The sequence below is a fragment of the Streptomyces sp. O3 genome, from assembly GCF_054788135.1.
In genome coordinates this window covers 94,708-112,347 of record NZ_JBTVYK010000013.1, presented here as the reverse complement: position 1 = coordinate 112,347, position 17,640 = coordinate 94,708, and the positions used below count along the sequence as shown (strand labels likewise).

Sequence of the window (17,640 nt, the reverse complement as noted above, 5' to 3'; positions counted from 1 at the left end):
CCAAGCCGCCGCGTCTGGAGGCGTACCAGCGGCTCCTGAACGGCTGGGCGGCGAAGTACCCCGCACCCGGCGCCCCCCGGCCCCCCCCCCCCCCCCCCCCCGGCCCCCCCGCCCCCCCCCCCCCCCGGCCCCCGGGGCGCCCCTTTCACTTGCTGTCTCCTGCTTTCACCTGCTGTCACCTGCTGTCAGATCAGTCGCCGACGCACAGCACGAGCAAGCAGGTCTCGTCCGTTGCCGTCGTGCCCTGCTCCGGGTCCGTCGACACCACGGCGGACGTGACGGCCTCGGTGGTGTCGGTGAGAGTCCCGGTGACGGTCGCCGTGGTGTCGGTGAGGGTGCCGACGACAGCGTCGGTGGTGGTGCTGAGCAGGCCGCCGCCGGTGGACTCGGCCTCAGGAGCGGGCGCGGACGGGGGCGGCTGTGTCGTTTGCGCTGTCTGTGCCGTCTGGGGCGCGCTGTGCGCGGGCATCGTGTCGGCGGGTGCCTGAACCGCGGCGGCGAGCTGCTGGGCGCCGTCCGTCGCCGTGGTGCGAGCCGGTGCGGCCGTCGGGGCGCCGGGCGGCGTGGCGTGGGACGGGTCCACGGCGTGCCGCTGGCGCGGGACCTCGGGTGTCGACTGCCCCGCCGCGCCCTGGAATGTGCCCTGTTGTCCGCCGTGCGGATTCGCCGCCGAGGAGCGGACGTGTGCCACCAGTTGCTGCTCGTCGCCTTCCTGTTCGCCGTCCATGCCCGGCGTCGGCGGCGCGGTGGACGCCAGGGTCTGGTCGCCGCCGGAGTGGCCCACGGCGCCGATCGCCATACCGCCGCCGACGAGGGCGAAGGTCGTCGCGACCATGGCCCGGCGCTGGCTCTTGCGCCAGCGGGCCCGCTGGCGGCGCCGTGCCGCCCGACCCTCCGGGAGGGGCTGCGCGGCCTCGGGTATCTCCGGCTCAGCCGCGGTGCGTTCTGCCGCGGTGCGTTCTGCCGCGGTGCGGTCAGTCGCGGTGCGGTCAGCCTCGTCCTTCGCGCCTGCCGCGTACGCGGTCGGCTTGCCCGTCGGCGTGGCCCGGCCAGCGGCGTCACGGCCCGCGACGCCGGGCAGGGCGATGTCCGGGGCGTAGCCGCCACATCCGGGACACACCAGGGCGCCGTTGAGATGCCGCTGGCATGTGGAGCAGTAGTCCATCCGCAGTCTTTCCCCAAGTTGACGGTGTCGCTGACCTTCCCGGCCGACGGCCCGGACGCAGACGCTCGTGGCATCGAGCGATCAGTAACGTAGCCCGGCCGGGAAGAGAGATGACGCAGACGGTGTGACGATTCTGCGAGAGTGCCAGTCACCGCACCGGCCCCCTGACTGACCCGACCCCGCTCGGCTCTCGTCGACTCCCGTCAGCTCTCGGCGGATTCCACGGGCTGCCGCAGGATGGTGCGCAGCTGTGACGGGTCGACGCGTCGCGCGTCGGAGAGGTAGATCTCGTGGTGACGTCCGCGGGGCTTGAGTCCTCGCTGCGGCAGGTACGCGTCGTGCAGTCGCGCGATCGTGGGGCCCTCGGCGTCGTAGGGGCCGATGTGCAGGATCTGGACCGACTTCCCCTCGTGGAAGCGGTCGAAGCGGACGCGGTCACCGGCGGCCAGGTCCTTCTTCTCGACGGCCCGGCGCAGCCCTTCGCGGAACAGCTCGTCGGTGATCCAGTCGGGCTGGACGATCATGAGCCGCCACTTCCACGCGTCTTCGTCGCGCGAGGCGAAGGCACCCAGGTCGTCGGCCCACCAGAGCCCCTCCAGCGGGCCTACGGTGTGCTTCTCGCCGAGTTCGTCGATCGCGAGGGCGCGGACGGCGTATGCGGTCGCGTACAACGCGTGCACGACGTCCCGGTACGTCTGCGAGGTGTTCGGGCTGCCCGCGCCGTCGGCCATGAGGAACCGCAGGGCGGGCACGTCGACGACCTCGAACCGCTGCTTCGCCGTGTACAGGCTCCGCAGATGCTTCTTCACGTCGTAGTTCGCCGTGTTCGCCATGGACGGGTCCTGTTCCGGGAGGCGACCGCCGCCCAGGCACGCGACCTGGGCCAGGGGCATCCGATGATACGCACCGCTGGTGGTACGCACCGCTGGTACGTACTGCTGGCCCGGCGAACCGGATGACCCCCCTCCAGGGGTGAATTTAGGTTAGGCTAACCTCCCTGGCGTGCATGTAGGTGAAGAGACCGCGACCGGACGCCCCCGCCGCCACGGCCGTGGCGGCCGCCGGCACCGTCGGCTTCGTCGGCCTCGTAGCCCCGCACGCGGCCCGCGCCCTCGTCGGCCGCCAGCACGCCCGCGTGGTGCCGGTGGCGGTGCTCATCGGCGCCGTCCTCGTCTGCGTCGCCGACCTGGCGGGCCGTACGGTCATCGCCCCCGCCCAGCTCGGTGCGGGCCTCATGACCGCGGTGATCGGCACCCCGTACTTCCTCTACCTGCTCGTGCGCAGTAGGCGATAGCCGTGCGGGCGGGGTGTGGGTGTTCGGATAGCCTGGCTGTGCCGGGTGCGCCTGGCTCGGCGTCAGACGCGGGTTCCGGTGCCGCCACGGTCGACACACAGGGGACGGAACGGGCAGAGGCAGGCCACAGGTGACAGACGGAGACCGGGCTGGTGCCCGCAGCGGGCCCGCCGCGGGCGTCCACGCGCGACGGGTGACCGGGAGGGCGGGCGGCCGCCCGACGTCCAGAGCGAGGCGTCGTGGATAGGGTCGTGCTCACGGCCGCCGTCCTGTACGCCATCGTCCTCCTGCGCGCCGGAGGGACGTTCGCCGTCGGATGGCTCGCGGGCGCCGGCGCCCGACGCAGCAGGCTCGCCGGGCGGATCTCCTCGGCCAAGTTCCAGCGCGTGGAACGGGCGATCCAGCGGTGGGGCGCGCCGGTGGTGGCCGTCTCCTTCCTGACCGTCGGTTTCCAGACCGCCGCCAACTTCCTCGCGGGCAGCATGCGCATGCCGCTGTCGCGCTACCTCCCCGCGCTGTTCGTGGGCGGCGCGGCCTGGGCGCTGGTCTACGCGACCGTCGGACTCGAGGTGTTCGAGATCCTGGCGAAGCTGTTCGCCGAGCGGACGGCGACCGGTATGGCCGTGACCGCCGCCCTCCTCCTCGCGGCGGGCTGCGGAGCGATATACCGCGGCAGACGACGGCGCGGCACCCGCCCTGACGGCTGAGGCGGCAGGGCGACGGCCTGACGGCTGCCCGGAGTCCTGGCAACCTGACAACCCACCTGGAGTCGATCCCGCGGAGGGTGTTGCGTACCCTTGTGCCGTCGTCGCGGTGACGGGACGCTGCCCGAACATGCGACTCGTTGTAGGGTAGGAAACCGCCCTTGACCTGCAAGAACGCAGGCAGGGAGCCTATGTCCAGGAGTACCTCGATGCTGCGAACCATGTTCAAGTCCAAGATCCACCGTGCCACGGTGACCCAGGCCGACCTGCACTACGTGGGCTCGGTCACCATCGACGCGGATCTGATGGACGCCGCCGACCTGCTGCCCGGTGAGCTCGTCCACATCGTCGACATCACCAACGGCGCCCGGCTGGAGACGTACGTCATCGAGGGCGAGCGCGGCTCCGGCGTGATCGGCATCAACGGCGCGGCGGCGCATCTCGTGCATCCGGGCGACCTGGTCATCCTGATCAGCTACGCCCAGGTCGACGACGCCGAGGCCCGGTCCCTGCGGCCCAGCGTCGTCCATGTGGACGCCGAGAACCGGATCGTGGCCCTCGGCGACGACGCCTCCGAGCCCGTGCCGGGCGGCGACACCCGGCGCAGCCCGCACGCGCGCGTCCCGGCGCGGTAGGCGTCCCGGCTCGGGGAAGGGGAAACAGCCCGAGCGTGCCGGGCCGAGCGCCTAGGCTCGGGCCATGCTCGCGCTGCTGCACACATCGCCCGTTCACATTCCGGTCTTCGACGGGCTGCGGGATCAGGATCACCCCGGCCTCGAACTGCGCCATCTGGTGCGTGCGGAGCTGCTGGCACGGGCCAGGACCGACGGGCCGGAGGCCGTCGCCGACGACGTGCGCGCGGCGCTCGCCGAAGCGGCCGCCCAGGAGGCGGCCGCCGTGCTCTGTACCTGCTCCACGATCGGCGGCGTCGCCGAGGCGCAGGCCGCCGCTGTGGGCGTGCCGGTGCTGCGGGTCGACCGGCCGATGGCGGCCGCCGCGGTCGCCGCGGGGCCGCGGGTCATGGTCCTCGCCACGGTGCACAGCACGCTGGGCCCGACGGTCGCCCTCGTCGAGGACGAGGCCCGCCGCGCGGACCGTCCCGTCGACGTCCGGACATGGGTCGTCGAGGGCGCCTGGGAGCGTTTCGACGCCGGGGACCGGGAAGGGTGCGCCGCGCTGATCGCCGACGCGGTCGCCGCTGTGCGGGACGCCGACGTGGTGGTGCTGGCCCAGGCGTCCATGGCGGCCGCCGCCGACCGGGCCGCGACCGGCCTGCCGGTCCTGTCCAGCCCCCGGCCGGGTCTCGCCGCGGCCGCGCGGCAGTGCGGCCGTCCGGAATCTGTAACCCGTAACCCGGAATCCGTAACCCGTGACTCGTAGGGCGCACGCACCTAGGAGGGAGTTCGCATGGCACAGGACGACGAGGTCGTGCTCAGCCCCGAGGGCTGGGTGGCACGGCAGGCGCGCCAGTACGAGGAGTCCGGCGGCACGAAGGGGACCACGATGCAGGGCGCGCCCTGCCTGCTCCTCGACTACCGGGGGCGGCGTACCGGGCAGTGGCGCCGCACTGTGCTGATCTACGGGCGGGACGGCGACGACTACCTGATCGTCGCGTCCTACGGCGGCTCCGACCGCCACCCCCAGTGGTACCTCAACCTACGGGCCGAGCCCGAGGTCAGGCTGCGCGTCGGCCCCGAGCGGTTCACCGCGTACGCCGAGACCCTGTCGGCCGAGGAGAAGGCTCGGGTCTGGCCCGCTCTGGTCGGCCTCTTCGCCCCGTACGAGGGCTACCAGAGCCGGACGGCACGGGACATCCCCGTGGTGCGCCTGACCAGGGCGAAGCCCTGACGGACATGCTCCCGTTCCGCCGTAGTACACCCCCGAACGCGTGGGTTCGCCAGGCGCGGGAACGCGTGACGGGAGAGAGTGGACGGCGGGGCCGTTCCCGGCTCGCGTGCCGCGGCCCTCGACCCGTCGCCCTCCGTTTCGCTGGAGGAGTTCCCATGACTCACCCGTTCCCCGACCCGGTCCCGCCAGGGCCGACACCAGGGCCGGGGCCGGGCCCGGACCGTCCCGACCCCGGCCCGTTCCCGTCGCCCGTGCCCTCGCCCGAGCCCAGGCCCGCGCCGGAGCCGCCACCGTCACCGATCCCGGAGCCGCCGGGCCCCGGTCCGGCGCCCGAGCCCGAGCCGGGGCCCGCGGGGCCCTGAGGCCTGCCGGCCTCTAAGGCCCGCCGGTCCCTGGAGCCCGCCGGGGCGGCGGACCTAGGCGGTGACCTCGGACCGGTCGCCGCCCCACAGGGTGTGGAACGAGCCCGCGCGGTCGGTGCGCCGGTAGGTGTGCGCGCCGAAGAAGTCCCGCTGCCCCTGCGTGAGCGCCGCCGGGAGGCGCGCGGCGCGCAGCGCGTCGTAGTACGCCAGCGCCGCCGAGAAGCCCGGCGTCGGCACGCCCTGCTCGGTGGCCGCGACCAGCACCGCGCGCCAGTCGTCCTGCGCCGCGCCGATCTCCTCGGCGAAGCCCTTGTCAGAGAGCAGACTCGGCAGGTCGGCCCGCGTGTCGTAGGCCGCGCGGATACGGTCGAGGAACGCGGCCCGGATGATGCACCCGCCCCGCCAGATCGCGGCCACCGCGCCCAGGTCGATGTCCCAGCCGTACGTGTCGCTGCCCGCCTGGATCTCGTGGAACCCCTGCGTGTACGACACGATCTTGGACGCGTACAGCGCCTGCTCCACCTGGTCGGCGAACGCGGCCGCCTCGGTCTCGCCCAGCGGCGACGCGGACGGCCCCGCCAGACCCGTCGACGCCTCGCGCAGCGCGGTGTGCCCCGACAGCGAGCGTGCGAACACCGCCTCCGCGATGCCGGAGACCGGAACCCCGAGGTCGAGGGCGATCTGCACGGTCCAGCGGCCGGTGCCCTTCTGCTCCGCCTGGTCCTGCACCACGTCCACGAACGGCCTGCCCGTCGCGGCGTCCACATGGGACAGCACCTCGGCGGTGATCTCGATCAGGTAGGAGTCGAGGCGGCCGGTGTTCCAGGTGCGGAAGATGTCGGCGATCCGCGCGGGCGAGTAGCCCGCCACCTCGCGCAGCAGGTGATACGCCTCGGCGATCAGCTGCATGTCCGCGTACTCGATGCCGTTGTGCACCATCTTCACGAAGTGCCCCGCGCCGTCCGGGCCGCAGTGCGTCACGCATGGCGTGCCGTCGGCGGCCTTCGCGGAGATCTTCTCCAGCATCGGCCCGAGCGTGGCGTACGACTCGGCCGAGCCGCCCGGCATGACGCTCGGCCCGTGCAGCGCGCCCTCCTCGCCGCCGGACACCCCGGCGCCCACGAAGTGCAGGCCCCGCTCGCGCAGTTCGCGCTCGCGCCGCCTGGTGTCCGCGAAGTGCGCGTTGCCGCCGTCGATGATCATGTCCCCCGGCTCCAGGAGCGGGGCGAACTCACGGATCACCGCGTCCGTCGGCTCACCCGCCTTCACCATGATCACGAGTCGGCGCGGGCGCTCCAGCGCGGCGACGAACTCCGCGGCCGTCTCGGTGGCCACGAAATCGCCCTCCTGTCCGAACTCCTCGACGAGTGCGTGGGTCCTGGCCGCGGTGCGGTTGTGCACCGCGACGGTGTAGCCGTTGCGGGCGAAGTTGCGGGCGAGGTTGCGCCCCATGACCGCGAGGCCGGTGACGCCGATCTGCGCTGATGTGCTCATGCCTGTGGCTCCTGGGATCGGGATGACTTCGGGATGACTTGGGATCGGGATGGCTGGTGACGGCTGGTGCGGTGCCGCTGTCGCGGTGCCGCAAGTATGTCGTCACCGCGTCCGGCGTTTCCTGGGGGGCCGGTGTGGGGAAAGGGCTTTCATGGCCCTTTTCGATCTTCCTCTGGAGCAACTGCGCGACTACCGGCCCGAGTTCCCGGAGCCCGCCGACTTCGACCAGTTCTGGGCGAAGACGCTCGCCGAAGCCTCCCAGCACGACCTCGATCCGCGCTTCGAGCCCTTCGGCGTACCCCTGTCGGGGGTCGAGGTGTTCGACGTGACCTTCGCCGGGTACGGCGGCCACCCGGTCAAGGGCTGGCTGATCCTGCCCGCGGGGGCCCGCGAGCCGCTGCCCGCCGTCGTCGAGTACATCGGATACGGCAGCGGGCGCGGGCTGCCCCATATGCATCTGCTGTGGGCGGCGGCCGGGTTCGCGCACTTCGTCATGGACAACCGCGGCCAGGGCGCCGCCGGCTGGGCCACGGGCGAGACCCCGGACCCGGTCGGCAGCGGCCCCGCCCAGCCGGGCTTCCTGACCCGCGGCATCGAGGACCCGCACGACCACTACTACCGCCGCCTGTACACCGACGCCGTACGGGCCGTCGCGGCCGCCCGCGCGCACCCGCTGGTGGACGCCGGGCGGGTCGCCGTCGCCGGGGTCAGCCAGGGCGGCGGGCTGGCGATCGCCGTCGGCGGGCTCGTCCCCGACCTGGCGGCCGTCGCCCCCGACGTGCCGTTCCTCTGCGGCTTCCCGCGCGCCGCGACCCTCACGGACCGCTATCCGTACCGCGAGATCGGCGCGTATCTGAAGACCCGCAGGACCGGCGAAGAGCAGGTGTTCCGTACGCTCTCCTACTTCGACGGCGTGCACTTCGCGGCGCGTGGCCGCGCCCCCGCGCTGTTCTCCGTCGCGCTCGAGGACCAGACCTGCCCGCCGTCCACCGTCTTTGCGGCCTTCAACTCCTATGCCGCCCCCGACAAGTCCATCGAGGTGTACTCCTTCAACGACCACGAGGGCGGCGGAGTGTATCAGCAGCGAGCCCAACTTGCCTGGCTGCCGGGACGTTTGCTGGATGCGAGAGGCAACTGATCTTCTTCGCAGGGTAGTTGGCGGTGGCGGGCCCTTGTCATCGCCTGTTCGCAGCGGCTACTTTTGCCGCTTCCGACAGGTGTGTCTGTAGGGGGCTCCCATGGCCGTACGCGGTCGCCACCGCCGCTACCAACCGAGCAGGATCAACCGCGCTTCGCTCACCGTCACAGCGGGCGGGGCCGGAATGGCGCTTCCGCTGATAGGCGGCGGCTCCGCCCAGGCGGCCGACGTGGACACCTGGAACAAGGTCGCCGCCTGCGAGTCGACGAACGACTGGTCGATCAACACCGGCAACGGCTACTACGGCGGACTCCAGTTCAAGCAGTCCACGTGGGAGGAGTACGGCGGCCGGAGCTATGCGCCGCGCGCCGACCTGGCCACCAGGGACCAGCAGATAGCCGTCGCCGAGAAGGTGCTCGAGGGGCAGGGACCCGGCGCCTGGCCGGTGTGCTCGGTACGCGCCGGACTCGCCCAGGACGGCGACGCGCCCGACATCAGCCCCGGCGGGGGAGCCCGGCAGGCCGCGTCCGAGACCAAGTCGGAGGCCAAGACCAAGTCGGAGGCCAAGGCCCAGACCAGGCCCGAGGTGACGCCGCAGTCCCGCGCGGGCCTGGCCGAGACGTATACCGTCGTCCGGGGCGACAGCCTCTCCGGCATCGCCGCCGCCGAGCATGTCAGGGGCGGCTGGCAGCGCCTGTACGCGGCCAATCGCGAGGTCGTCGGCAGCGACCCGGACCTGATCATTCCGGGACAGCGGCTCGCCCTGCGTGCGAATGGCGCGCCACCGGCCGCGTCCCCCGCCCCACCGAAGCGGCAGCCGAAGCCCGCCCCGAAGCAGGAACGGCAGAAGCCGCAGCCGAAGCCACGGCAGGACCAAGAGCCCGAGCGGCAGCGGGACCAGAAGCCAGAGCAGAAGCCGGAGCGGAAGCGGGACCCGAAGCCGGAACAGAAACAGGAACAGGAACAGGAACAGGAACAGAAGCCCGAGCAGCGGCGGGAGCAGAAAGAACGGCAGACGGCGCCCCGGACCGAGTCCGTCAAGGCCAAGCCCGCCGCTTCCGGGCTGTCAGCCCCGGTCGCCGCGAGCCCCAGCACCCCGTACCGCGCCGCGGGCGGCTCCTGGGCCAGCGGCTACCACACCGGCGTCGACTTCGCCGTGCCCACCGGGACATCCGTGAAGTCGGTCGCTAAGGGCCGTGTGGTCTCGGCGGGTTGGGCGGGCGCGTACGGCTATCAGGTGGTGATCCGGCACGACGACGGCAAGTACAGCCAGTACGCGCACCTGTCGGCGCTCACCGTGAAGGCGGGCCAGCACATCGGCGCGGGCCAGCGCATCGCCCGCTCCGGCTCCACGGGCAACAGCACCGGGCCCCATCTGCATTTCGAGGTGCGGACAGGGCCCGGTTACGGCTCCGACGTCGATCCACTGGCCTATCTGCGCGCGGGTGGCGTCAGGATCTGAACCGCGTGCAGGGCGCGCGCAGCACGACCCAGTCCGGTGGGTCATCGAGGTGGCGCGGCTCCGCGCGCGGAGACCGCAGCGCCACGGCCGTGGCGGCGGGGGTAGCCGTGGGCGCGGTCATAGCGGTCTCGAAGGCGGGCCGGTCCAGCAGGTCCGCACTCCAGGGCTCCGTGCGCCAAGGCTCCGCGCTCCAAGGCTCTGTACCCCAGGACTCCGTGCCCCAGGGAGAGTCTCCCGGAGCCGCCGCCGGAGCGTCGGCCCGCCGCGGCCTCGGTACCGCGGGCGCGGTGGCCGGGGGCGTCGGGGGAGCCGGGTGATCCGCGCCCACCGGCCGGCCCTCCTGGCGGGGCTCGGTGGTCCCGATGCGCTCCGTCGTCAACAGGATCAGGCCGCCCGCCGCCACTGTCGCGCAGCCCAGCGCGAGCACCAGGCCCGCGGTGCCGTACCGCAGGGACTCCTGGAACAGCGTGAGGCCGACCACGGCGGCGATCGCCGGGTTCACCACGGTCACCGTCGCCAGCGGCGCCGCGAGGCCCGCGCCGCGGTACGAGGCCTGCGACAGCAGCACTCCCGCGATCGCCAGCACGCCGATCACCACGAGGCTGGGCAGCTGCCCGAGCAGCCCGCCGGTGCTCCAGTCGACCGCGACCGTCTTGGTGAACACCGAGGCGATGCCGAAGGCGGCACCGGCCCCACCGGCCAGCAGGACGCTGCGCACCACGGGGTGCCGGTGGACCGTACGGGCGGCCACCACGAGCGCCGCCAGCGCGCCGAAGGTGACGGCCGCCACCATGACCCGCTGCGCCCCGTCGAGCGAACTCGACCCGGCGTCGCCGACGAGTGCGAGCAGGCCCGCGAGCCCCGCGGTCGCCATCACCGCGCCGCGCCAGGCGGTGGCCCGCGCCCGGCGGCCCACGAGCAGGGCCGCCATGGGCAAGGCGAAGACGATGGTCAGCGCGCCCAGCGGCTGGACCAGGCTCAGCGGCCCGAGGGCCAGCGCGGCCACGTGCAGCACGGCCCCCACGCCGTTGAGCACGATCGCGACCCACCAGACCGGCCGGCGCAGCGGCGCGTACGGCTGGTCCGGCGAGGTCTCGGCGACACGTTCCTGCAGGATCGCCCCGCCCGCGTAGGCCACGGCGGAGACGAGGGAGAGCAACACGGAGACGGCGAGTGCGCTCATCGGGCACCCGCCGGGTCCTGCCGCGTACGGTCGGCTGTCATATCTCTACGATGACGCCTGGATCACCGCGCGTCGTCGTCCTCCAGGCGGCATTGGCTCCTACTGCCGATGGAGTACCCGGCGGCCCGTGTCGTCCCCAGGTCGACCCTCGCGGCAGCGCCGAAGTCAGGGACCGGCCCTGAAGGCCGGACATTTCGGGTGTGGTGCGGTGCGATGCAGTGAGAGGAGACGGTGAGACGGTGGCGGTGGACTTCGCTGAACTCGGGTCTGTGGGCGGGTTCTTCGCCCTGCGTACGGGAGTGCCGTCGCCCGGCGCCGTGCCCCTGGCGCGGGTGTACGCCGGGGACAGCGCGCCGCTCTCGGTGCGGGTGGCCAAGGTGCGGGCGGGCCTGCGGGCGCCCGAGGTCCGAGTCGCGGTGTCGGTGGCCCAGTTGGGGTTCGCCGCCAGGGTCTGGTCGGTGGCGCTGGGGTCGGCCGCGCTGTACGGCCTGCTCCCCGACCTCGATCCGGCGCGTCTGTGCTGGGACCCGGACGGCAGCAGCCCGGACGACCTGTGGCTCGACACGGCGCACGAGACGTACGCGGTGCGGACGCTGCCCGCCCGGCACCTCGCGTCGGTCGTCCTGGACGCCCATCTCGCCCCGCTCAGCGAGGCCCTGCGCCGCGAGTACCGCGTCTCGGAGCGGCTGCTGTGGGGCAACGCCGGTTCCGCCCTGGCCGGGGCAGCGCGCGAGGTGTTCCGGTGGGCGCACCCGCGCGGCCGCCCGGACGTCGCCGAACGCGCGCTCGCGCTGGCCGCCGAACTGCTGAGCCGCCCCGAGCTCCACACCACCGGCACCTTGACCGGCACGGCCTTCCGGCGGCGCAGCTGCTGCCTGTACTACCGCGTCCCCGGCGGCGGCCTGTGCGGCGACTGCTGCTTCAGCCAGCCTTGACCCGCACATAACGCTACGCGTTCGCTTCCTGCCTGGCCGTATTCGCCGTAGTCGCCGTGGTGAGCCGCCGATGCGGCCGGGACCTGAGCGGTTTGGCGTCGACACGCCCGGCTACGTAAAGTTCCCTCTTTGGAGACTTCACCGCGCGCGGGCGCGCACGATCGAGTACGAGGAACACAGCGATGACCGTGGCAGACGACAGCCAGGAGTTCGGTCCCGGAATCGACCCGGAGCGCCTGGCCGTCTGCCTCGGCGTACTCGAGGAGCTCGACAAGCTGGAGATCGACCACCCCGACGCGATCACCGTGCGCCGGGCCACCGCGGGCATCTACCGCACGGTCAAGCAGCGCCGCCGCCAGGAGCGCCGGGCCGCCAAGACCGCGCACGACCGCGCGGTGACCCACGCCACGGCCACCGGCTCCGCCGACCGCATCGACGACGAGACGCAGGGCCTGCTGCCGTCCTCGTCCGCAGTGGGGGAGATCGCCGGGATACTCCAGCGCCCGCGGTCCTGCTACATCTGCAAGACCCGGTACGTGGAGGTGGACGCCTTCTACCACCAGCTCTGCCAGAAGTGCGCCGCCGAGAACCGGGCCCGCCGCGACGCGCGCACCGACCTCACCGGCAAGCGCGCCCTGCTCACCGGCGGCCGCGCCAAGATCGGCATGTACATCGCGCTCCGGCTGCTCCGCGACGGCGCGCACACCACCATCACCACCCGCTTCCCGAGTGACGCGATCCGCCGCTTCAAGGCCATGGAGGACTCGGCCGACTGGCTCCACCGTCTGGAGGTCGTCGGCATCGACCTGCGCGATCCCGCCCAGGCCGTGGCACTGGCCGAGCAGGTCGCCGAGCAGGGGCCGCTCGACATCCTGATCAACAACGCGACACAGACCGTACGCCGACTGCCGTCCGCCTACGCCGCCCTGGTCGAGGGCGAGAGCGCCCCGCTGCCCGCCGGTGAACTCCCCGCCCACCACGTCATCGGCGCCTTCAACTCCGGCGCGGTCGACGGCCTCGCGGCCCTCCCCGCTGGCGTCACGGGCCTCGACGCGCAGAAGGTGGCCGACCTCGCGCTGGTCGCGGGCCACGCCAGCGTCGCCCGGCACCGCGACGGCACCGCCATCGACGCGGGCGGCCTGGTTCCGGACGTCGTCGACACCAACACCTGGGTACAGTCCATCGAGCAGATCTCCCCGGTGGAACTCCTCGAAACCCAGCTGTGCAACTACACAGCGCCGTTCATCCTGATCAGCAAGCTGCGATCGGCCATGGCCGCCGCCGCCGGGAAGGCGTCGAGCGGGCGGGCGTACATCGTCAACGTCTCGGCGATGGAAGGCGTGTTCAGCCGCGGCTACAAGGGCGCGGGACACCCGAACACCAATGCCGCGAAGGCCGCCATGAACATGGTGACGCGGACCAGCGGCCAGGAGATGTTCCAGACCGACGGCATCCTCATGACCTCGGTCGACACCGGCTGGATCACCGACGAGCGCCCGCACTACGACAAGCTGCGCCTCGCCGAAGAGGGCTTCCACGCCCCACTCGACCTCATCGACGGCGCGGCCCGCGTCTACGACCCGGTGGTGCGCGGCGAGGCGGGCGAGGACCTCTACGGCGTCTTCCTCAAGGACTACGCGCCCGCCGACTGGTAGTACCCGCCGACTGGTAGCCCCCGGCCCTGGCGGTTCACCGGGACGGCGCCACCAGCCCCGCCTCGTACGCCAGGATGACCAGGTGCACCCGGTCGCGGGCGTCGAGCTTGGCGAGCAAGCGGGTCAGATAGGTCTTGGCGGTGGCGACGCTGATGCTGAGCCGCTCGGCGATCTCGGTGTTGGACAGGCCGCTGCCGACCAGGGTCAGCACCTCACGTTCCCGGTCGGTGATGCCGTCAAGTCGCGCCGGGGGCGGGGGAGTCGCCGTGGGGCGACTGGTGAACTCCTTGATCAGCCTGCGGGTGACGCTCGGTGCGATGAGGGCGTCCCCGGCGGCGACGATCCGCACCGCGCCCAGGATGTCGTCCAGGGCCATGTCCTTGACGAGGAACCCGGACGCGCCCGCGTGCAGCGCCCCGTAGACGTAATCGTCGTCGTCGAAGGTGGTGAGGACGACGACGCGGGTGTCGCCCGTGCCGGTGGTGATCAGGCGGGTGGCCTCGATGCCGTCCATGCCGGGCATCCGGATGTCCATCACCACCACGTCGGGGGAGAGCTCACCGGTCAGCCGGACCGCCTCCGCGCCGTCGGCCGCCTCACCCGCCACCTCCACGTCCGTGGTCTCGGCGATGACCATCTGCAGGGCGGCGCGTACCAGGGGCTGGTCGTCGGCGAGTACGACACGGATGGTCATCCGGCTCCCGCCCCCGCTCCCGTGCCGACTTCCGCGCCCGCTTCCGTCCCGGTATCCGCCGTCGGCACGGGCAGTGTGGCCGTCACCAGGAAGCCGCCCTGCGGCAGCGAACCGGCGGTGAACGCGCCGTGCAGCAGGGCGACTCGCTCGCGCATGCCGACAAGGCCGTACCCGGTGTCCGTGCGGGTGCCGCCGCCCCGCCCCCGGTCGGAGACCGCCAGGACGAGTTCGTCGTCCCGGTACTCGATGCTCACCCGGCAGGCGCTGGTCCCCGAGTGCCGTACGACGTTGGTCACCGACTCCTGCACGATCCGGAATGCCGCGAGGTCGATGTCCGCGGGCAACGGGCGGCGCTCGCCCTGCCAGTCCACCTCCACGCGGACCCCGGCGGCCGTGGTAGTCGCGGCGAGCCGCTCGACGTCCGCCAGTCCGGCGGCCGGACGCAGCGGCGCCCCGGCCCGCACCAACTCCTGGCCCTGGACCTGGACCTGGCCTTGATCCTGGTCCGGGTCTGATCGTCCCTGTTCCTGGTCGGCCTGGCGCAGCGCGCCGAGCATCCGACGCAGCCCCGAGAGCGTCTCGCGCCCTGTCTTCTCCACGGTGAGCATCGCCTCGCGGGCCTTGGCCGGTCGGGTCTCGGCGATCCGGGCCGCGGCTCCGGCCTGCAGCGCGATGATGCCGATGCAGTGGGCCACGGTGTCGTGCATCTCGCGGGCGATCCGCAGCCGTTCGGCGGTGACGGCCTGGGCCGCGACCCGTGCGTGCAGCTCTTCGGTGTGGGCGCGGGCCTGGTGCACCGAGTTGCCGACGAGCCAGGCGATGATCACGGTGAGGGCCACGAACGGCTCGGGGGCGATGCCGGAGCCGTCGTCCCCCACGATCATCCGGACGACGAAGTACCCGAGGAGCGTGCCGAGTGCCACGGCGGCCGAAGCGAGCGAACTCCGCCGCGACCGGGTGGCCGCGATGTAGCACAGGGCGACGTCGGCGCCCAGGAACTGCGTGGGCGGAATCTCGTTCTGACGCCAGGCCAGCGTCGAGACGACCGTCCCGACGAGCACCAGGCCGTACGCCGCTGAGGGGCTGCGGCGCAGCCGCCGAGTGCCCGCCAGGACCAGCGCGAAGGCGATGGCGAGCAGCAGTTGGGCGCCGACCGAGTCCAGCCCGTCCCGCGGGTAGTTGTACGAGCGCTCCCGCTGCGGCGGCATCAGGACGTACTCGACGATGGGATGCACCGCCGCCGCGTACCACACCAGCGCGGTCCACAGGCCTGGCGGTATGCGCTTGAGCAGGGGCGGCGGCGGTGAGGCGGACATGCGGTGATCGTAACCGCGCGCGCGTATCCGGTCATCGGCCCGTGGCTGTACAACCAGGGTCGCCCCGCGGGCCGGAGATTGTCAGCACCGGTCCGACGACGGGCGGGCCGTGCGGCGGCACGGTGGTTCCCGTGATCGAAGTCAACGAACTCACCAAGCGATACGGCAGTACGACGGCCGTCAAGGACCTGACCTTCACCGTGCGGCCCGGCCGGGTTACCGGGTTCCTCGGACCCAACGGGGCCGGGAAGAGCACCACCCTGCGGATGATCCTCGGGCTGCACACGCCCACCAGCGGCACGGTCACCGTCGACGGCCGCCCCTTCCGTGACCGTCCGCGCGGTCTGCGCCACGTCGGCTCCCTGCTCGACGCGCACGAGGTGCACGGCGGGCGCGGCGCGGCCGCCCACCTGTTCGCCCTGGCCCGCGGCAACCGCATCCCGCGCCGCAGGGTCGATGAGGTGCTGCGGGAGGTCGGCCTCGCCGAGGCCGCCGGGCGCCGCGTCGGCGGGTTCTCCCTCGGCATGAAGCAGCGGCTCGGCATCGCGTCCGCGCTGCTCGGCGACCCGCCGGTGCTGCTCTTCGACGAACCGCTCAACGGCCTCGACCCGGAGGGCGTGAGGTGGGTGCGGGGCCTGTTCAGACGGCTGGCCGCCGAGGGCCGCACAGTGTTCGTCTCCAGCCATCTGATGTCCGAGATGGAGCACACCGCCGACGAGTTGGTGGTCATCGGCCGCGGCGAACTGATCGCGGCACAGAGCCTGGCCGACTTCTCGGCCCGTGGCGCCCGGCAGAGCGTCACGGTGGGCACGCCCGCGGCCACCGCCTTCGGGGACCTGCTGACAGCCGAGGGCGCGGCGGTCCACGCGGAGGGCGACCGGCTCACCGTGACCGGCCTGACCGCGGCCCGCGTCGGCGAGATCGCCCTGGCGCACCGGGTTCCGCTGCATCACCTCAGTGCCCGATCCGCGTCCCTGGAAGAGGCGTTCATGGAGCTCACGGCCGACAGCGTCCAGTACCTCGCAGGAGAATCCCGATGACCACGACCCCGCCGCACGTCCCGCGGATCGCCGAACCCCGTGCCCGCTTCGGCGACTTGGTCGCCGCCGAGTGGATCAAACTCCGGTCCCTGCGCTCGACCCCCATCGCGTTCGGGGCTGCCGCCGTGGCCGTCGTCGCGTTCAACGCAGGCACCGCGTACGACACGTACAAGTACTGGACGGGGCGGGACGCGGCGGACCGGGCCGAGTTCATCCGGGACGGCATCCCGCTCCAGGAGGCCTTCACCGCGAACGCCGCCATGGTCATGATGCTCGCGCTCGGCGTCATCGGCGCGCTCACGATCGTCGGGGAGTACAGCACGGGCACCATGCGCACGACGTTCGCGGCGGTCCCGGCCCGCCGCTCGGTGCTGGCGGCCAAGGCGGTCGTCGTCGCGGCGGTCACCACCGTCTGCGGCGCGTGCGTCGCGGTGACCTCGTTCGCGCTGACCCAGACGATCCTCGACGGCCGGGGCCTTGGGGTGTCCCCGGACCACCCCGGCGCCCTGCGCGTCGTCGTGGCGTCCGCGCTCTTGGCGCCGGTGTGCGCGCTGACCGGCCTGGCCATCGGGGTCCTCATCCGGCGGACCGCGGCCACGATGATCGCCACCGTGGTCGTGATCCTCGTCCTGCCCGCGGTGCTCGGCGACGACCGCCACTGGTCGGCGGTCGTCACGCACGCCCTGCCGTACCACGCCTGGGCGCGCCTCGTCGCGGTCGACTCCACTCCGCCGGGCCCCTTCCCGTGGACCACCGGCGGAGCCTGGACGGTCTACGCGCTGTGGGCGCTCGGCGCGACCGCGCTGGCCGTCACCGGCGTGCACCGACGCGATCAGTGAGCGAGGCGCGGGCCGGGCCGGGAGCCGTGCCGCCGTGTGCGGCGTCGGCCACCAGCTCCAGTACGGGGCGCCAGTCCTCCATGATCCCCGCGTTGAGTCCGGCCACCCTGGCCCCGGCGACGGCCTGGCGCAGGGTCGCCGCGTCCTCGGCGGCCGGGGAGTCGGCGAAGCCCGTGCCGGGCGGCTGGGCGTGCAGGCGGATCAGGGCCGCCACGCGTGCGCCGAGCAGAGGGCGGACCGCGTCCGCGGCGCGCTCGGCGTGGCCGGGCGGGTCGGGTGACGGCAGCACCTGGCCGATGGCCTGGAGCAGACCGGCGAGCTGTAGTTCCTTGTCGCTGGGGTGTGAGCGGCGCAGCAGCGCCGCGGTCTGGAGGGCGTGCTCATGCAGGTCGACCGGGTGGTGCTCGTCGTTCGGGGTGCCCCACGCGCCTCGGCAGGCGTGCAGCAGATCCATCAGTTCGTCGACGTCGCGCAGCTCCACGCGTCACTCCCTCCGCGTCCCCATGCCGGT

Annotated in this window: 17 protein-coding genes and 1 pseudogene; 11 read left to right on the top strand and 7 right to left on the bottom strand. The window is 72.9% G+C overall.

The window, feature by feature from the left end:
* Window positions 1-190 precede the first annotated feature (190 nt).
* Both ACX6XY_RS09300 and ACX6XY_RS09295 read right to left on the bottom strand, forming a co-directional pair.
* Window positions 191-1,165 carry an SCO2400 family protein gene (locus tag ACX6XY_RS09300; protein WP_460328136.1) on the bottom strand — a complete coding sequence of 325 codons (975 nt, stop codon included), beginning with the start codon at window positions 1,163-1,165 and terminating at the stop codon, window positions 191-193.
* 203 nt (window positions 1,166-1,368) lie between these two features.
* Window positions 1,369-2,058, bottom strand: a complete 690-nt coding sequence (locus tag ACX6XY_RS09295) for a GyrI-like domain-containing protein (RefSeq protein WP_460328135.1) — start codon at window positions 2,056-2,058, stop codon at window positions 1,369-1,371.
* A gap of 146 nt (window positions 2,059-2,204) precedes the next feature.
* Between ACX6XY_RS09295 and ACX6XY_RS09290 the strand changes: the two are divergent.
* The 5 genes and pseudogenes from ACX6XY_RS09290 to ACX6XY_RS09270 form a co-directional block, all read left to right on the top strand.
* Window positions 2,205-2,459: pseudogene (locus tag ACX6XY_RS09290) on the top strand (iron chelate uptake ABC transporter family permease subunit); the annotation flags it as partial.
* A 239-nt stretch (window positions 2,460-2,698) separates the two neighbouring features.
* Window positions 2,699-3,166 (top strand): DedA family protein, encoded by a 468-nt coding sequence (locus ACX6XY_RS09285; protein WP_460328134.1) that lies wholly within the window; start codon window positions 2,699-2,701, stop codon window positions 3,164-3,166.
* Between the two features lie 206 nt (window positions 3,167-3,372).
* Window positions 3,373-3,798 carry an aspartate 1-decarboxylase gene (gene panD / locus ACX6XY_RS09280; protein WP_460328133.1) on the top strand — a complete coding sequence of 142 codons (426 nt, stop codon included), beginning with the start codon at window positions 3,373-3,375 and terminating at the stop codon, window positions 3,796-3,798.
* A gap of 64 nt (window positions 3,799-3,862) precedes the next feature.
* Complete coding sequence (locus tag ACX6XY_RS09275; RefSeq protein ID WP_460328132.1) at window positions 3,863-4,543, top strand: aspartate/glutamate racemase family protein; 681 nt, start codon at window positions 3,863-3,865, stop codon at window positions 4,541-4,543.
* 27 nt (window positions 4,544-4,570) lie between these two features.
* A complete protein-coding gene (locus tag ACX6XY_RS09270; RefSeq protein ID WP_460328131.1) occupies window positions 4,571-5,011 on the top strand; it encodes a nitroreductase family deazaflavin-dependent oxidoreductase in 441 nt (146 codons plus the stop codon).
* A gap of 416 nt (window positions 5,012-5,427) precedes the next feature.
* On the opposite strand, the gene gndA is transcribed toward ACX6XY_RS09270, so the two are convergent.
* On the bottom strand, window positions 5,428-6,867 hold the full coding sequence (gene gndA, locus ACX6XY_RS09265) for an NADP-dependent phosphogluconate dehydrogenase (RefSeq protein WP_460328130.1): 1,440 nt from the start codon (window positions 6,865-6,867) through the stop codon (window positions 5,428-5,430).
* A gap of 151 nt (window positions 6,868-7,018) precedes the next feature.
* Between gndA and ACX6XY_RS09260 the strand changes: the two genes are divergently transcribed.
* Together ACX6XY_RS09260 and ACX6XY_RS09255 are read left to right on the top strand one after the other, a co-directional pair.
* The gene (locus ACX6XY_RS09260; protein ID WP_460328129.1) at window positions 7,019-8,005 is read left to right on the top strand and encodes an acetylxylan esterase; all 987 of its coding nucleotides are present in this window, start codon (window positions 7,019-7,021) and stop codon (window positions 8,003-8,005) included.
* A gap of 100 nt (window positions 8,006-8,105) precedes the next feature.
* Window positions 8,106-9,467, top strand: coding sequence for a transglycosylase family protein (locus ACX6XY_RS09255; protein ID WP_460328127.1), 1,362 nt, complete (start codon window positions 8,106-8,108; stop codon window positions 9,465-9,467).
* On the opposite strand, the gene ACX6XY_RS09250 is transcribed toward ACX6XY_RS09255, so the two are convergent.
* Window positions 9,457-10,650, bottom strand: a complete 1,194-nt coding sequence (locus ACX6XY_RS09250) for a DMT family transporter (protein ID WP_460328126.1) — start codon at window positions 10,648-10,650, stop codon at window positions 9,457-9,459. The genes ACX6XY_RS09255 and ACX6XY_RS09250 overlap by 11 nt on opposite strands.
* Window positions 10,651-10,895: 245 nt before the next feature.
* Here ACX6XY_RS09250 and ACX6XY_RS09245 point away from each other — a divergent pair, with 245 nt between their 5' ends.
* Window positions 10,896-11,585 carry an IucA/IucC family C-terminal-domain containing protein gene (locus tag ACX6XY_RS09245; RefSeq protein WP_460328147.1) on the top strand — a complete coding sequence of 230 codons (690 nt, stop codon included), beginning with the start codon at window positions 10,896-10,898 and terminating at the stop codon, window positions 11,583-11,585.
* A 182-nt stretch (window positions 11,586-11,767) separates the two neighbouring features.
* The gene (locus ACX6XY_RS09240; protein ID WP_460328125.1) at window positions 11,768-13,240 is read left to right on the top strand and encodes an SDR family NAD(P)-dependent oxidoreductase; all 1,473 of its coding nucleotides are present in this window, start codon (window positions 11,768-11,770) and stop codon (window positions 13,238-13,240) included.
* A gap of 34 nt (window positions 13,241-13,274) precedes the next feature.
* Here ACX6XY_RS09240 and ACX6XY_RS09235 read toward each other — a convergent pair whose 3' ends face one another.
* Window positions 13,275-13,934, bottom strand: coding sequence for a response regulator (locus tag ACX6XY_RS09235; protein ID WP_460328124.1), 660 nt, complete (start codon window positions 13,932-13,934; stop codon window positions 13,275-13,277).
* Window positions 13,931-15,250 carry a sensor histidine kinase gene (locus ACX6XY_RS09230; RefSeq protein ID WP_460328122.1) on the bottom strand — a complete coding sequence of 440 codons (1,320 nt, stop codon included), beginning with the start codon at window positions 15,248-15,250 and terminating at the stop codon, window positions 13,931-13,933. The genes ACX6XY_RS09235 and ACX6XY_RS09230 overlap by 4 nt, the downstream gene beginning before the upstream one ends.
* 131 nt (window positions 15,251-15,381) lie before the next feature.
* Between ACX6XY_RS09230 and ACX6XY_RS09225 the strand changes: the two genes are divergently transcribed.
* Window positions 15,382-16,290, top strand: a complete 909-nt coding sequence (locus ACX6XY_RS09225) for an ABC transporter ATP-binding protein (protein ID WP_460328121.1) — start codon at window positions 15,382-15,384, stop codon at window positions 16,288-16,290.
* Window positions 16,287-17,129, top strand: a complete 843-nt coding sequence (locus tag ACX6XY_RS09220) for an ABC transporter permease (protein ID WP_460328120.1) — start codon at window positions 16,287-16,289, stop codon at window positions 17,127-17,129. Before ACX6XY_RS09225 ends, ACX6XY_RS09220 begins: the two co-directional genes overlap by 4 nt.
* Here ACX6XY_RS09220 and ACX6XY_RS09215 read toward each other — a convergent pair.
* Entirely contained in the window at window positions 17,101-17,610 is a 510-nt protein-coding gene (locus ACX6XY_RS09215) for an HD domain-containing protein (RefSeq protein WP_460328118.1), read from the bottom strand. The genes ACX6XY_RS09220 and ACX6XY_RS09215 overlap by 29 nt on opposite strands.
* Between the last annotated feature and the right edge of the window lie 30 nt (window positions 17,611-17,640).

Coding starts and splice junctions, on each gene's coding strand:
- ACX6XY_RS09300 (WP_460328136.1), bottom strand. CDS start 1,165: ATGGACTACTGCTCCACATGCCAGCGGCATCTCAACGGCGCCCTGGTG.
- ACX6XY_RS09295 (WP_460328135.1), bottom strand. CDS start 2,058: ATGCCCCTGGCCCAGGTCGCGTGCCTGGGCGGCGGTCGCCTCCCGGAA.
- panD (WP_460328133.1), top strand. CDS start 3,373: ATGCTGCGAACCATGTTCAAGTCCAAGATCCACCGTGCCACGGTGACC.
- ACX6XY_RS09275 (WP_460328132.1), top strand. CDS start 3,863: ATGCTCGCGCTGCTGCACACATCGCCCGTTCACATTCCGGTCTTCGAC.
- ACX6XY_RS09270 (WP_460328131.1), top strand. CDS start 4,571: ATGGCACAGGACGACGAGGTCGTGCTCAGCCCCGAGGGCTGGGTGGCA.
- gndA (WP_460328130.1), bottom strand. CDS start 6,867: ATGAGCACATCAGCGCAGATCGGCGTCACCGGCCTCGCGGTCATGGGG.
- ACX6XY_RS09260 (WP_460328129.1), top strand. CDS start 7,019: ATGGCCCTTTTCGATCTTCCTCTGGAGCAACTGCGCGACTACCGGCCC.
- ACX6XY_RS09255 (WP_460328127.1), top strand. CDS start 8,106: ATGGCCGTACGCGGTCGCCACCGCCGCTACCAACCGAGCAGGATCAAC.
- ACX6XY_RS09250 (WP_460328126.1), bottom strand. CDS start 10,650: ATGAGCGCACTCGCCGTCTCCGTGTTGCTCTCCCTCGTCTCCGCCGTG.
- ACX6XY_RS09240 (WP_460328125.1), top strand. CDS start 11,768: ATGACCGTGGCAGACGACAGCCAGGAGTTCGGTCCCGGAATCGACCCG.
- ACX6XY_RS09235 (WP_460328124.1), bottom strand. CDS start 13,934: ATGACCATCCGTGTCGTACTCGCCGACGACCAGCCCCTGGTACGCGCC.
- ACX6XY_RS09230 (WP_460328122.1), bottom strand. CDS start 15,250: ATGTCCGCCTCACCGCCGCCGCCCCTGCTCAAGCGCATACCGCCAGGC.
- ACX6XY_RS09220 (WP_460328120.1), top strand. CDS start 16,287: ATGACCACGACCCCGCCGCACGTCCCGCGGATCGCCGAACCCCGTGCC.